Origin of the sequence: Nocardia sp. NPDC059228, from assembly GCF_042754245.1 — a bacterium.
Classification (GTDB): domain Bacteria; phylum Actinomycetota; class Actinomycetes; order Mycobacteriales; family Mycobacteriaceae; genus Nocardia.
Genome location: NZ_JBHZAL010000001.1, coordinates 470,085 through 486,156, shown reverse-complemented (window position 1 = coordinate 486,156; position 16,072 = coordinate 470,085). Strand labels below are relative to the sequence as shown.

Annotated in this window: 1 protein-coding gene and 1 pseudogene; both read right to left on the bottom strand. The window is 72.1% G+C overall.

Annotated elements, in window-relative coordinates; all coding sequences use genetic code 11:
- Nucleotides 1-6: 6 nt before the first annotated feature.
- On the bottom strand, nt 7-999 hold the full coding sequence (locus ACFXKA_RS02115; protein WP_379425883.1) for an alpha/beta hydrolase: 993 nt from the start codon (nt 997-999) through the stop codon (nt 7-9).
- A gap of 147 nt (nt 1,000-1,146) precedes the next feature.
- Nucleotides 1,147-15,945, bottom strand: a pseudogene (locus ACFXKA_RS02110) (amino acid adenylation domain-containing protein); the annotation flags it as partial.
- Between the last annotated feature and the right edge of the window lie 127 nt (nt 15,946-16,072).

Genomic DNA, 16,072 nt, shown 5'->3' with positions numbered 1-16,072 from the left:
TTTCGGTCAGATACCGAGGCCCTGGGCCAGGACCGGCCACGAGTTGATGAACTCGTCGTTCCAGTAGCCCCACGAGTGGGTGCCGGTGGCCCGGAAGTTGTAGGTGGCCGGGATGCCCAGCGAGTTCAGCTTGTTCGCCAGGTTGTGGCTGCAGAAGTTGGTGCCGGCCTCGATCACGCCACCGATGATGATCTGGTTGGCCAGGCCGTAGGCGCCGGGCAGCGCGTACGGGCCGTTGAGGGTGTCGTATACGCCGGGCAGACCGCTACCGGAGGAGATGTAGAGGTTGATGCCGCGCAGCTTGTCGGCATTGATGACCGGATCGTGCTGGGCCCACTCGGGCGAATCCGCCGGGCCGTACATGTTCTCGAGCTTGCCGCCGCCCCACGTCTCGACGGTCAGGCGCATGAACTCCTGGCCCTGCGGGTCGGCCATCTGCGCGCATCCGGAGTAGGCGGCGACGGACTTGTACAGGTCCGGCTTGGCCTCGGCCAGGGTGAGCACGGTGGTGCCGGAGGTGGAGATGCCGGCGATGGCGTTGACGCCGTTGGTGCCGAGGGCGGCGTCGATCAGCGGAGGCAGTTCCTCGCTGAAGAAGGTGGTCCACTTGTTGCGGCCCAGCACCGGATCGTCGTTGTCCCAGTCCTGGTAGTAGGACCACTTACCGCCGATGGGCTGGATGACGTTGACGTTCTTGTCGCCCAGGAAGCCGTTGACGATATTGGTCTTCTTGACCCAGGAGGCGTCGTCCTGACCGCCGCCCGCGCCGTTGAGCAGGTACAGGGTCGGCCGCGGCACCGAGGCGTCCGCGGGCCGCTGCACGTCGACCGGGTAGGTGGCGCCCATGGCCGCCGAATAGACGTAGAGCCGGATGTTCCGGTCGTCCTTCATCTCGGCCTTGGTGATCTTCGAACCATCCGCCGAGACCGGATCGGCCAGCAGCTTCTTGCCGTCGATGATCGGGTCAGCGGAGGCGGTGCCGCCACCGACGCCGGTCATCAGACCGGTGAGAACCGCTGTGGCAGCAAGGAAGGCCGCGGCTCGCAGCCCGCGCCGCCCGTTCCGGACATGTCGACGAATCAATGTTTCGCACCTTCATCTCGTGTCGAATTCAGCTGATACTACGGGTCGGTCACACCGCGGGCGTCAGCGCCCGTGTTCGGCGAGTCCACCCAGCGCCTGCACCCAGCCCTCCACCAGTTGCTTGACCTGGTCCAGGCCGAGCACCGTGCCCACGAAATCGAAGCGGGCGATCAGGCCGTCCTGGCTGGTGTCCACGGTGACGTCCAGGTACAGGTCGTCGGCGACCGGTTCCGGGTAGACCCGGGCCGGGCGCAGGTCACGGTAGCGGAAGCCGATGCGGCCCACCGGGAGTACGGCGATCTCCGCCACCGTCTCCGGGTTCAGGTGCCGCAGCAGCCCGAAACCGACTCCCTGCGAGGGTACTTCGCGGGCCCGGTCGCGGATCTGCTCGATCACCGCGCCCGCGGTCGGGCCGCCGGCCCGCACCTCGGCGAGGTCGACGCCGTCCAGGCGCAGCGGGAACGGGTAGGTGGTGCTGAACGCGCCGACCGTCCGCAGCCCGGCCGGATCGCCGGGGGTGCGGCCGTCGGCGATCAGCCGCACCACCGAACCCAGTGTGTCGCGCAGGGTTTCGGCGCCCGGGTCGAGCAGGGTGGCGGCCAGGGCGGCCAGCAGCACGTCGTCGATGCTGGCGCCGTAGCGGCGCGCCACGCTGTCGACGGCCGCCGCGCCCTCGCCGGTGATGGACACCGAGACCCGGCCGCGGGCACCGGAATCGGCGTCGCCGAGCACCAGCTCCGGCGACACGCCCTCCGCGACGTCGGCGAGCTGGTCACGCCACCAGTCCAATTCGTCGATGGTGTCGGCGTCCACGGCGCGTTCGGCCAGCGCGCGGGCGATGCCGAGCGGGTGGGCGTCCGCGCTGTGCGGGGTGGCGTGGCCGCCCGACCAGGAGGCGGTGAGGTCCTCGATGACGGTGCGCCAGGAGGCGTCGTCCACGACCAGGCCGTTGGCGACCACGACGAGCACGGCGGCAGGCCGGTCCTGCGGGTCCTCCGCCGAGTCGGTCGCCACGTTCTCCACCAGCACGAAGCGCATGTTATACCCCTTCTCGGGGTCCAATTCGGCGGCGGCGGCGTGGATCACGGCCTCGATGGGGTCACCGACAGCCTCCAGGTTGGGGTCGATCTGCCAGACCACCGCGGCGCCGCGCGGCTGGGCGGCCGGAATGTCGAGCGCCACCGCGTCGCCATTGCGGCGCAGTCGCGCCCACAGGCCCGGATGCCGGTCCAGCAGTCCGGCGACCGAGCGGCGTACCCGGGTGCCGGAGATGCCGGCGGCGATATCGAGGGTGATGGCCCGGACCCAGACTCCGGACGGTTCCACCTCGAGCAGGCCCATGGCGCCCGCGGGCAGCGGCGAAACCTCGCCCACCGCACTGAGTCTCGGCCCCATGACCGGGTTCTTGACGGCCACGCGCGGCGGCGCGGCCGGTGCGGTCTCCTCCGGTGCGGCCGTCGCGTCGTTCTCCGGTGTGACGGCGGCGGCCGGGCTCACCCGCTCGGGCTCGGCAACCGGCCGGAACGCGATATCGGGATCCGGCTCGGACTCCCGGAGCGATTCGGGTTCGGCGGCCTGTTCCGGATCGCGCAGCTTCACCGACCGCTCGAGATCCTCGGGCCTGATCACCGGCAGCACCGCGGTGGTGGCCCAGTCGACCTCGAGCTCCTCGGACTGCCCTGCGGCGGACGCGGATTCGTCCGTGGCGGACGCCGGCTCGCCGGTAGCGGGCACGGCGGCGTCGCGGGTGCCGGCCACGGGCCGGGCGCGCAGGTCCTCGGCGGCGATGACCCGCACGTCCGCGGGGACCGCCGGGGACAGGGCGTCCCGCACCGGTTCGGCGAGGACCAGGTGGGTCACCGCCTCGCGGGTGAGCAGCTCGGTGAGTTCGGCCGGCTCGTAGGCGCGGTGCTGCGCGACCACCAGTGCGGCGGCGGCGCCGAGCGGCAGCAGCGGTTCCAGCGGCGACAGGCTCGAACCGGCCGCCGCGAGATAGATCGCCCGCGCCTCGCCGTGCAGGCCGAAGGACAGCGTCCGGGTGGCGATCGCGTACAGGTCCGCCTGGGCGAGCACCACCTCGCCGGAGCCGTCGGCCGCGCGATCGACCCAGGCCGCGTCGCCCGGCGCGACCGGTGCGCGGCGGTCCGAGTCGGCGACCGGTGCGGGCGAACGGGATTCGACGTCGGCGCCCACACGCGGATCGTCGACCACGAGCCACTCCCCACCGGCGGCCAGCGGGGGCAGCGCGGCCGTGGCGGCGCTGAGGGTCAGGCCGTGCGTGGTCCGGTCGTCGATCGCACCCATGTCACCGGTGGCAGGATCCACCGGCAGCACGGTCGCACCGGTTTTGGCGACCGACCACACCGCGAGGATGAGCGCCACCGAGCGGGGCAGCGCCACGGCCACCCGGGTGCCCGGGCGCGCGCCCTGATCGATGAGAACCCGTGCCAGACGCGAGGACTCGGCGTCGAGCTGGGCGTAGGTGAAGGCCCGGCCGCGGATGATCACCGCCGCGCCGTCCGGATTCGCCTCGACGGCGGCGGCCATGAGCTCGGGCAGGGTGCCCACCGGCTCGGCGGCAGCGGCGGTATCGCCGGCCGGTTCGGTGTCGGCGCGCTCGATGAGGCCGGCCAGCACCGGTCCGATCACGGCGAGGGATTCCGCGGTGGTCATCATCTGGTGGGTGCCGGGCACCGGGTGCTCGCCCACGGTCCCGCTGACGTAGGGCCGCCAGTCGGCGGACGACTTCGCCTGCGGGACACCGGCGCTCAGGAACTCGGCCCGGAACAGCTCGACGCGGCCGTCGAAATGCCGCGGCCGGTACTGCGATTCGAGCTCGAGGCTGCGCACCGCGCCGCGGTAGATGCGGCGCAGGCGGTCCAGGGTGAGGACGCCGAGGTCCGGCGGCACCGCCCCGTGCAGCGCGATGAGCGCCTCCTCGCTCAGGTTCAGCAGGTCGCCGTCGGGGAAGGCCTCGGGGCCAATGCCGATGGTGGCGAACTCGTCCAGGATCGAGGTCCGGAAGTCGGACTTCGACTCCGGGTAGGAGTCCAGGATGGCGACCAGGTCGACCTGCTGTCCGGCGGCCTGCAGCTCGGTGGCGATGGCGTAGGCCAGAATGCCGCCGAGCGAGTAGCCGAGCACCCGGTAGGGGCCCTCCGGCTGGATGGCGCGCATTTCGGCGGCGTAGCGGCGGGCCACGTCGGCCAGATCGGCGGGGTCGTAGTCGGCCTCGGTGAGGGCGGGCGACTGTAGGCCGAGCAGCGGCTGGTCCTCGGGGAGGAAGCGCGCCAGACCGGCGTAGCACCACGACATTCCGGACATGGGCGGGGCACAGAAGATCGGCGTCCGGGTGCCCGTGGCGCGAATCGGCAGCACGACCTGCAGTCCGGCTTCGGAATTCGAGTCGAAGTCGTGTTCACCCTCGAGCGCGGCCAGGATCTGCGCGGCGAGTCCGGCCACGGTCGGCGCGGTGAAGAACCACGCCACGCGGACCTCGGCGCCGGTCAGCGTGCGCAGGCGGCTCGCCACCTGGGTGGCCAGCAGCGAATTGCCTCCGAGGGTGAAGAAGTCGTCGTCCGCGCCGACCCGCTCCAGGCCGAGCACGTCGGCGAAGACCTCCGCCACGGTCTGTTCCAGGGCGGTGGCCGGGGCACGGAAGACGGCCGCCTCGAATTCGGGGTCGGGCAGCGCGGCGCGGTCCAGCTTGCCGTTCACGTTCAACGGCAGGGCGTCGAGGACCACGAAGGCGGCCGGGACCATGTACGACGGCAGCGCCGCCGACAGGGCCGACTTCACCTGCGGCACCTCGATATCCGAGCCGGACGGGACCAGGTAGGCGACCAGCCGGTCGCCGGTCTTGGCGTCGGTCTTGGCGAGCACCGCGGTCTGGGCGATCTCCGGCAGCGCCAGCAGCGCCGCCTCGATCTCGCCGAGCTCGATACGGAAACCACGGATCTTCACCTGGAAGTCGGTGCGGCCCCGGTACTCCAGCTCGCCGGTCGAGTTCCACGCGACCAGGTCACCGGTGCGGTACATGCGCTCGCCGGTCGCGAACGGGTCGGCCACGAAGCGATCCGCGGTCAGATCCGGTCGCCCGAAGTAGCCGCGCGCCAATTGCGCACCGGCGAGATACAACTCGCCGGGCACTCCGGCGGGCACCGGCCGCAGCCGGGCGTCGAGCACGTAGACGCGGCTGTTCCATTCCGGCGCGCCGATCGGCACCGAGACGCGGTCCGCGGCGGTGACCTCGTGGTTGGTGATGGACACCGCGGCCTCGGTCGGGCCGTACAGATTGTACAGCCCCACCGCCGGGAAGGCGGTGCGGAACCGCTGTGCGAGCGTCGCGGGCAGCGCCTCACCGATGGCCAGCACGCGCCGCAGCGCGCCCAGTCCGACGGCCGAATTCGGTTCGGCCAGTAGCGCGTCCAGCATGGACGGCACCGTGTGCAGCACGGTCACGGCCGTGCGGGCCATGAGCGCGTTGAGGTACACCGGGTCGCGGTGGCCGTCGGCCTCGGCGATGACCAGGCGGCCGCCCGAGACGGCGGCGGACCAGAATTCCCACACCGACAGGTCGAAGGTGGACGCCGTCTTCAGCAGTACCGCGTCGTCGACGCCGAGATCGAATTCCGCTGTCTTCCACAGCAACTGGTTGACGATCGCTGCGTGCGGCACGGCCACGCCCTTGGGGCGGCCGGTCGATCCCGAGGTGAAGATGACGTAGGCGGTGTTCGCCGGCCGCAGTGGCGCGACCCGCTCGGCGTCGGTGATCGGCCCGGCCGGAACCGAATCCGTCGCCAGCTCGTCCAGGCGGACCATCGGTGCGAGACCGGTCACGAAGCCGGTCGCGCTCGTGGTGAGCACGCACACCGGCGCGGCCGATTCCAGGATGTGGCCGGTGCGCTCGGCGGGCTGATCCGGATCGACGGGCACGTACGCGCCACCCGCCGCGGTGACCGCGTACATGGCCACCACGAGGTCGGTCGAGCGCCGCAGGGCCAGCGCCACCCGGGACTCGGGGCCGACGCCCAGCGAGATCAGGTGGCGCGCCAGGCGGTTGACCCGCTGCGCGAGTTCGGCGTAGGTCAGCTCGCCTTCGCCGTCGGCGACCAGGGCGGTCCGCCCGGCGTGGGCGCTCGCGGTCCGGTCGAGCAGGGACGCCAGCGTGGCACGGGTGTCGACCTCGTGCCGGGTGTCGTTCCAGCCCTGCAGGATTCGGGCCCGTTCCGCAGACGCGAGCAGCTCCACCTCGCCCACCGGGGCGGCCGGTTCGGCCACCACGCTGGTGAGCAGCCGCACGAAGCGCTCGGCGAACCCGGCGACAGTGGCCTGGTCGAACAGGGCCGTCGCGTAGGTGAAGTGGCCGAGAATGCCTGCGGGCTCACCGGTTTCGCTGTAGCGGTCCGCGGCGATCAGGTGCAGGTCGAACTGCGACAGCTCGGTGTCGATGTCGAGGCCCGCGACGGTCAGCTCCGGCAGTTCCAGACCGGCCTGGCTGTGGTTCTGGAAGGACAGGCCCACCTGGAACAGTGGGTGCCGGGCGGTGGAGCGCACCGGGTTGAGCACCTCCACCAGGCGCTCGAACGGGACGTCGGCGTGCGCGAAGGCGGCGAGGTCGGTTTCGCGCTGCCGCGCCAGCAGTTCGGTGAAGCTCGCGCCCGCGTCCACCCGGGTGCGGAAGACCAGGGTGTTGACGAACATGCCGATCAGGTCGTCGAGCGCCTCCTCACCGCGGCCCGCGATCGGGGTGCCGATGGCGATGTCGTCGGTGCCCGAGAGCCGGGCCAGCAGCACGGCCAGCGCGGTGTGCACGACCATGAACAGCGTCGCGCCCTCGGCGCGCGCCAGCTCCACCAGCGCGCGGTGGGCGGCGGCGTCGATGCTGAGCTCGACCTTGCCGCCGTGGAAGGACTGCACGGCCGGACGCGGCCGGTCCGAGGGCAGGTCGAGCTGGTCGGGCAGTCCGGCCAGGGCCTGCTGCCAGTAGCCGATCTGGGCGGCGGCCACCGACTGCGGATCGTGCTCGTCGCCCAGCAGTTCGCGCTGCCAGATGGCGTAGTCGGCGTACTGCACCGGCAGCGGCTGCCAGGCCGGTTCCAGATCCATGGACCGGGCGGCGTAGGCCACCATGAGGTCCCGGGTCAGCGGGGTCACCGACGAGCCGTCGCCGGAGATGTGGTGGATCACCAGGGCCAGCACGTATTCGCCCGGGGCGTCGGTGATCTCGAACAGCGCGATGCGCAGCGGCACCTCGGTGGTGACGTCGAACAGGTGCGAGGCCACCGCGAGCACCGCGCCCGGAACCTCGCCGGAGGCGACGGCGCGAACCTCGAGAACGGGCGTCGCCTGCGCGACCGGAAGCACCACCTGCACGGGACCGTTGCCGGTCTCGGGGTAGATGGTGCGCAGGATCTCGTGGCGCGCAACCACATCCGCGACGGCCGCGCGCAGCGCAGCCACATCCAGGGCGCCGGTGAGCCGGACCGCGGCGGGGATGTTGTAGGCGGCGGACTCGGTGTCGAAGCGGTTGAGGAACCACATGCGCTGCTGCGCCGGGGACAGCGGAATGTGCTCCGGGCGCGGACCCGCCACCAGGGCGCGGCGGCCGGTGCCGGTGGCCGATTCGAGGGCGGCGGCCAGCGCCGCCACCGACGGCGCGTCGAAGAGGATGCGGACCGGGACGCGGGTGTCGAGGGCCGCGCCGAGGCGGGCCACCACCTGGGTGGCGACCAGGGAGTTGCCGCCGAGGGCGAAGAAGTCGTCGTCGCGGCCGACCGGCTGCCCGAGGCCGAGGGTCTCGGCGAAGACGGTGGCGACGGTCTGCTCGACCGGGGAGACCGGGGCGCGGAACTCGCGGGCCTCGAATTCCGGTGCGGGCAACGCCTTCCGGTCCAGCTTGCCGTTGGCGTTGACCGGCATGGCGTCCAGCACCACCAGGGCGGCGGGCACCATGTAGGACGGCAGCCGGGCGGCCAGGTGCGCCTTCAGCGCGGCTGTGTCGAATTTGCCCTCCGCTTCGCTCCGGGCGGGGTTCGACCTCTCGGGAACCAGGTAGGCCACGAGCTGGTCGCCGCGGTCCGCGTCTGAACGCATGACCACGACCGCCTGGTCCACGGAGGCGTGCGAGGTGAGGGCGGCCTCGATCTCGCCGAGCTCGATGCGCAGGCCGCGCAGCTTCACCTGGAAGTCGGTGCGGCCCAGGTAGACCAGCTCGCCGTCGGCGTTCCACCGGACCAGGTCGCCGGTGCGGTACAGGCGCTCGCCGCGGCGGAAGGGGCTGGCCACGAAGCGATCCGCGGTCAGGTCGGGGCGGCCGACGTAACCGCGGGCCAGTTGCGCGCCCGCCAGGTAGAGCTCACCCACCAGGCCGGGGGCGACCGGGTGCAGGCGCGAGTCCAGCACGTAGGCGCGGGCGTTCCAGACCGGGCCGCCGATCGGCACAGCGCCGGAGACGTCGTCGGCGACCGGCGCGGAGGTGGCGTGCACGGTGAATTCGGTGGGGCCGTACAGGTTGTGCAGCTCCGCCGGGCTGATCGCGCGGAAGGCGTCGACCGCGTCGGAGGTGAACGCCTCACCGGCCACCAGCAGCGCCCGCAGCGACGTCAGCAGCGCGGGATCGGCGGCCGCCGAGAAGGCGCGCAGCATGGACGGCACGAACGAGGTGAGGGTGACCCGTTCGGCGGCGATGACATCGGCCAGGTACAGCGGGTCGCGGTGTCCGTCGGGCGTGGCGACGACCATGCGGCCGCCGGTGGCCAAGGGGCCGAACAGTTCCCACACCGACACGTCGAAGGTGGCCGGGGTCTTGAACAGCACGATGTCGTCGCCGTCGAGCGCGTATTCGGCGGTGATCCAGCGGATCTGGTTCACGGCGGCGGCGTGCGGCACGGCCACGCCCTTGGGGCGGCCGGTGGAGCCGGAGGTGAAGATGACGTACGCGGTGTTCTCCGCGCGCAGCGGCGCGCGGCGTTCCACGTCGATGACCGGATGGTCGGCGTAGCCCGCGAGGATGGCGGTGTCGATCTCGAGCACCGGGTGCGCGCCCGCGTCGAAGGTGTCGCGGGAGGTGGTGAGCACGCACACCGGTTCGGCGGTGTCGAGCACGTGCGCGATGCGCTCGGCGGGCTGGTCCGGGTCCAGCGGCACGTACGCGCCACCCGCGGCCAGCACGGCGTAGACGGCGGTCACGAAGTCCAGCGAGCGCCGGATGTGCAGGGCCACGAGCGATTCCGGTCCGACACCCGTGGCGATGAGGCGACGGGCCAGGCGGTGGACGCGGGCCGAGAACTCGGCGTAGGTGAGCTGCTCGCCGTCGTGGACCAGGGCGATGGCGTCGGGGGTGCGCAGCGCCTGGGTCTCGAACAGCGACACCAGCGTCGTGGTGGCCGCGCGGGGCAGCCCGGCCGCCACGTCGACGGCGGTGGCGTTCCAGTCCGACAGCACCCGCTGCCGTTCGTCCACGGCCAGCAGGTCGAAGTCGCCGACGGCCCGCTCCGGATGGGTGGCCGCCGCGACCAGGGTGCGGCGCAGCCGCTCGGCCAGCCGATCCAGGGATTCCGGATCGAACAGGTCGGTGGCGTAGGTGAACGCGGCCGAAATGCCCTGTGCCACACCGTCGGCAGTGGTCCGCTCGACCAGCGTCAGGTCCAGATCGAACTTGGCGACCGGCACGGTCAGGTCGACGTCGGAGACGGTGACGCCGGGTAGTTCGAACACGGCCGGGGTCATGTTCTGCACGGTCAGCGACACCTGGAACAGCGGGTGCCGGGCCTGCGAGCGCGGCGGATCCAGCAGCTCCACAATGCGTTCGAACGGCGCGTCGGCGTGCTCGAAGGCGGCCAGGTCGGTCTGCCGCACGGCGGCGAGCAGTTCGGCGAAGCTGGCGTTGGGGTCGACCTCGGTGCGCAGCACCAGGGTGTTGACGAACATGCCGATCAGGTTGTCCAGCTCGGCCTCGCCGCGGCCCGCGATGGGCGCGCCGATGGCGATGTCGCCGGTGCCGGACACCCGCGCCAGCAGCACCGCGAAGGCGGCGTGCAGCACCATGAACAGCGTCGTGTTGTGCTGCTGCGCAACCCGGTTCAGGGCGCCGTGCACGTGCGGGTCGATATCGAAGGCGTGCACCGCGCCGCGCCCGGAGGCCACCACCGGCCGGGGCCGGTCGGTGGGCAGCTCCAGCTGATCGGGCAGTCCGGTCAGGGCGGAGCGCCAGTAGTCGAACTGGCGGGCCAGCAGCGAGCCGGAATCGTGTTCGTCGCCGAGGCTTTCGCGCTGCCACAGCGCGTAGTCGGCGTACTGCACCGGCAGCGGGGTCCAGGACGGTTCCTGCCCCTGCATGCGGCCGAAGTAGGCGGTCATCAGGTCGCGGGTGAGCGGGCCGCCGGAGAAGCCGTCGCCGGCGATGTGGTGGACCACGCAGACCAGCACGTGATCCTCGGCGTCCAGCCGCAGCAGCCGCAGCCGCAGCGGCGGGGCGGCGGTCACGTCGAAGGGCGCGAAGGCGACCTCCGAGACCACCTGCGCCACCTCGGCTTCGGTGACCGGAACCACCGGCAGCGAGGGCATGGCGTCGGGCTCGTGGACGTCCAGGATCACCTGGTGGCCGACGCCCTCGTGCTCGGGATAGTAGGTGCGCAGCACCTCGTGCCGGGCGACCAGGTCGGCCACGGCGTCGCGCAGCGCGGGCACGTCGAGCGGTCCGGCGACGCGCAGCGCGATGGGCAGGTTGTAGGTGGCGGCATCGGTGTCGAGGCGGTTGAGGAACCACATGCGCTGCTGCGCGTAGGACAGCGGCACCAGCTCCGGCCGCGGCATCGGCCGCAGCGGCGCGACGGCCGAATCGTCCAGTGCGCCCAGCGAATTCGCGAGTTCGGCGACGGTGGGCGCCTCGAACAGGGCGCGCACCGGCACCCGGGTGCCGACCGCGGCGCCCAGCCGCGCCACCACGCGGGTGGCGTTCAGCGAGTTGCCGCCCAGCTCGAAGAAGTCGTCGTCCGCGCCCACCCGGTCCAGGTGCAGCACGGTCGCGAACACCTCGGCCACCGTGCGCTCGGCGGCGGTGGCGGGCTCGCGGTATTCGCGGGCCTGGAACTGCGGCACCGGCAGCGCCTTGCGGTCCAGCTTGCCGGAGGCGTTGAGCGGCATGGCGTCCAGCCGCACCACGGCGGAGGGCACCATGTAGGACGGCACGGATTCGCGGGTGTGCGAGAGCAGTTCGGCGTCGGTGACCTGCGCGCCGTCCGCGAGCACCACGTAGGCGACGAGGCGGTCGCCGCTCGCGCCGCGCACCAGCGAGACCGCGGCCCGGTGCACGGCCGGGTGGCCGAGCAGCACGGTCTCGATCTCACCCAGCTCGATGCGCTGGCCGCGCAGCTTGACCTGGAAGTCGCTGCGGCCCAAGTACTCCAGCGCATACGAGGCGACGGGTTCGGCCCCGCCGACGTGGATCCAGCGGACCACGTCACCGGTGCGGTAGAGCCGCTGCCCGTCCTCGTGGGCGACGAAGCGCTCCGCGGTGAGCGCGGGCGCGCCGAGGTAACCGCGCGCCAATTGCACGCCCGCGACATAGAGTTCACCGGCCGCGCCGAAGGGCACCGGCCGCAGCTGCCGATCCAGCACCAGCACCCGGGTATTGGCGACAGGGCTGCCGATCGGCACGGCGACGCCGTGGGTGCGCTCGGCCGGATGCGCGGTGACCACGGTGGCCTCGGCCGGGCCGTACCAGTTCACCAGCTCGGTATCCGGCAGCGCGGCAGCGAATTTCGTGGCGCTCTCCGCCGTGAGGGCCTCACCGGCGGCGAACACCCAGCGCAGCGAGGGGTGCCGCCGGGCCGCGCCGTCGAGGTAGGCGTCGAGCATGGACGGCACGAAATGCACGGAGGTGACGGCGTATTCGTCGATCGTGCGCGCGATGTAGGCCGGGTCGCGGTGCCCGTCCGGTTCGGCCACCACCACGGCCGCGCCGGTCTGCAACGGCCAGAACAGCTCCCAGGTGGAGATGTCGAAGGTGATGGGCGTCTTGTGCAGCACCACGTCGCCCGCGCGGTGCGGGTAGGTGCGCTGGGCCCAGCGGAACTGGTTGGCCATCTGCCGGTGCGTGATGACCACGCCCTTGGGGCGGCCGGTGGAGCCGGAGGTGTAGATGACGTAGGCGGCGTTGTCCGCGCGCACGCCCGCGGGTGCGACCTCCACGAACGGATCCGCGCCCGCGAGCGCGTCCACGAAGAACAGCGGTACGCCGGAGGCGGTTTCGAAGTCGTCGGCCGCGCGCGTGAGCACGCACACCGGCGCGGAACCCGCGAGGACGTACTCGTTGCGCTCTGCCGGGTGATCGGGATCCACCGGCACGTACGCGCCACCGGAGCGCAGCACCGCGTAGACGGCGACCACCAGATCGATGCCGCGCCGCATGGCGACGGCCACCCGGGATTCCGCGCCGACACCGCGCAGGGTGAGCTCCTGCGCGAGCCGCCGGGAGCGGGCGTCCAGCTCGGCGTAGGTCAGGGTGGTGCGGCCGAAGATCACGGCCGGGGCGTCCGGGGTCCGCGCCACCTGGGCGTCGAACAGGGTGAGCAGCGTCGAATCGTCCAGCAGCTCGGGCACTTCGGTGGCATTGACGGCCGCCAGCTCGCGGCGCTCGCCGTCGAGCAGCGCGTCCACCGCGGCCACCCGCGCCCGCGGGTCGGCGGCGATGCGGGACAGCAGCGCCGAAAGCCGGTGCGCGATGGCCTGGGCCGCGTCCTCCTCGAAGAGGTCGCGCAGGTACTTCACGCCGAAGCCGAGGCCCTTGCCGCGCGGCTGCACCATGACGGTGAGCGGGTAATGGGTGCCGTTCACGGCGGACGCGCCGAGAATGCCCGCCCCGTCGATGGGCGCGGCGGCGTCGTCGAGGGACTCCTCGTCCACCGGGAAGGAGGCGAACACCACGATGGAGTCGAAAAGCCCGTCGACTCCGGCGATCTCCTGGATCTCGCCCAGCCCGACGTAGTGGTGGTCGAGCAGCGCGGCCTGCTCGTCCTGCAGCGCCCGCAGCACCTCGGTGAGCGTGCTGCCCGGGGTCAGCCGCACCCGCACCGGGATGGCGTTGAGGAACAGGCCGATCATGGTCTCGATGCCCGCCAGCTGCGGCGGACGGCCGGACACGGTGGCGCCGAAGACGACATCGTCGCGGTCGGTGCTGCGGCCGATGAGCAGACCCCACGCGGCCTGCACGACGGTATTGAGGGTGACGCCCGCCTCGTGCGCCACCCTGGTGAGCGCGGTGGTGTCGTCCTCGGACAGCTGGAAGGCGACTTCGCCGATGCCTGAGGTGATCTCGCGCGAGGGATCGACGGCCGCGAGCGGCGTCGGCTCGGTGAACCCGTCGAGGGTCTCGCGCCACGCCTCCCGCGCCGCGGCGTGATCGCGCGCGGCCAGCCAGGCCAGGTAGTCACGGTAGGACCGCACCGCCGGGATCTGCGCCGCGTCGCCGCCGGCCGCGTACAGCAGCAGCATGTCCTGGATGAGCAGCGGCATGGACCAGCCGTCGATGAGGATGTGGTGGCTGGTGACGCACACCCGGTAGCGGTCGGCGGCCGTGCGGTACAGCGCCACGCGCAGCAGCGGCCCGGTGCTCATGTCGAAGTGGCGGGCCACGTCGAAGGCCATCAGCCGGTCGGTCTCGGCCAGCGCCTCGGCGGGCACCCGGTCACTGAGATCCAGGTACTGCCAGGGCAGTTCGACCTCGTCGAGGACGACCTGCAGCGGATTGCCCGCGCTGTCCTCGGCGAAGACCACCCGCAGGTTCACGTGCCTGTCCAGCATGGCGCGGGCGGCGGCGTGCACGCGCGGCACGTCGATCTCACCGGCCAGGTCGAGGGCGAACTGGACCATGTAGGCGTCGACGGAGGATTCGGCCAGCCGCGCGTGGAACAGCATGCCGGTCTGCAGCGGAGTGAGCGGCCACACCTCCGACAGGTTCGGGTAGCGCTCGCGCAGCCGCGCCTCGTCGTCGGCGCTCAGCTCGACCAGCGGCCCGGTGGCGAGTTCCTCGGTGGCGGCGGCGGTGTCGACCGGCACCGCGAGCTCGGCCAGCGCGGCCACGGTGCGGGCGGCGAACATCTCCTTGGGCTTGAAGCCCAGACCCCGGGCGCGGGCCCGGGACACGATCTGGATGGCGGTGATGGAATCCACGCCGAGGCTGAAGAAGTCGTCGTCGAGACCGACCCGGTCCAGGCGCAGCACCTCGGCGATGACCTCGGCCACCGCCTGCTGCGCCGCCGTCTCCGGGGCCCGGTACTCGGTGACCTCGAGCTGCGGCTCGGGCAGCGCGCGGCGGTCGAGCTTGCCCGCGGGCGTCAGCGGGATGGTGTCGAGGACGATGATGGCGGCCGGCACCATGTGCGCGGGCAGCGTCCGCTCGGCCAGCTCCGACAGCACCGCGGTGTCCACCGGGAAGCCCGGGGCCGCATGCACATACGAGACCAGCGCGGTGGCGCGGCCGTTCACCTCATGACCGACGGTGACCGCGAAGTCGACCGACTCGTGCCCGGCGAGCACCGCGTCGATCTCGCCCAGCTCGATGCGCAGGCCGCGGATCTTCACCTGGAAGTCGTTGCGGCCCACATACTCCAGCTCACCGGCGGCATTGGCGCGCACCAGGTCACCGGTGCGGTAGAGCCGGGCGCCCGCGCCCCCGTCGAACGGGTTCGCGACGAAGCGGGCCGCGGTCAGTTCCGGCCGGGCGTGATATCCGCGCGCCAGCAGCGCACCGGCGATGTACAGCTCGCCCGGGGTGCCGACCGGCACCGGACGCAGCCATTCGTCCAGCACGTACGCGCCGGCGCCGCGAATGGGGGCGCCGATGGTCACCGGCCGGTCCGGGGACAGCGGATCGGAGATATTGGTCGCGATGGTCGCCTCGGTCGGGCCGTAGGCATTGTGGAAGCGGCGGCGACCGGACGGGTCGCCGGACCAGCGGCGCACCAGCTCGGCCGAAATGGCCTCGCCGCCACCGACGATGGCCTCCATGGTGGTGAGCTGATCCGGGTCCAGCGAGGCCAGTACCGACGGCGTGATCAGGCCGTGGGTGACCCGCTCCCGGGCGATCAGGCGGCCCAGTTCGTCACCGCCGTACACCTCGGGCACCGCGACCACCATGGTCGCGGCCGCGCCGATGGCCATCAGCAGTTCCATGATCGAGGCGTCGAAGGACGGGGTGGCGACCTGCAGCACCCGCGACTCCGGCCCGATGCCGAAGCGTTCGCGCATCTCCGCGGTCAGCGCGGCCAGGCCGGTGTGGGTGACCACCACGCCCTTGGGCAGGCCCGTCGACCCCGAGGTGTAGATGGCGTAGGCCGGATGCTCGGCCCGCAGCGGGCGCGCGCGGTCGGCATTGGTGACCGGTTCGGCCGGATAGCCCTGGGCGGCGGCCGCGATCTCCTCGGTGTCCAGTTCCAGCCAGGGCAGCGTGGTCGGCAGGCCCGAGCGGGTGTCGGCCACGGTCAGGCCCAGTACCGCCCGCGAGTCCGAGATCATGTGCCGCACGCGGTCGGCCGGATAGTTGGGGTCCACGGGGACGAAGCCCGCGCCGGTCTTGGCGACCGCCCACACCGCCACCACCGACTCCAGCGAGCGGCGAATGCCGACCGCGACCAGATCCTCCGGGCCGATGCCGCGGGTGATGAGCAGGCGCGCCAACCGGTTCGATCGCTCGTCGAGTTCGGCGTAGCTCAGCGCGGCCAGGCTGCGCTCGGCGTCGGCGACCGTGATGGCGAGGCCGCCCGGATTGGCCTCGACCGCGGTCGCCAGCAGCTGCGGCAATGTCGGAATATGGGGTCCACGGCGGGTCCGGGTGGGACGTACGCGAACCGTGCGGGTCATGCCGCCACCGCCACGAGCTCGATCTTCCGGTCCCCGACCACCCGAATCATGCAGCCTGTCCTCATCCTGTCCGTCATTGCCCATACCGCCGCGTGCACCGACATTGTTCATCGGGTTCACGCAGGCC

What these genes read in the sequence shown, in the direction of transcription:
- ACFXKA_RS02115 (WP_379425883.1), bottom strand. Translation starts at nt 999, where the DNA reads ATGACCGGCGTCGGTGGCGGCACCGCCTCCGCTGACCCGATCATCGAC.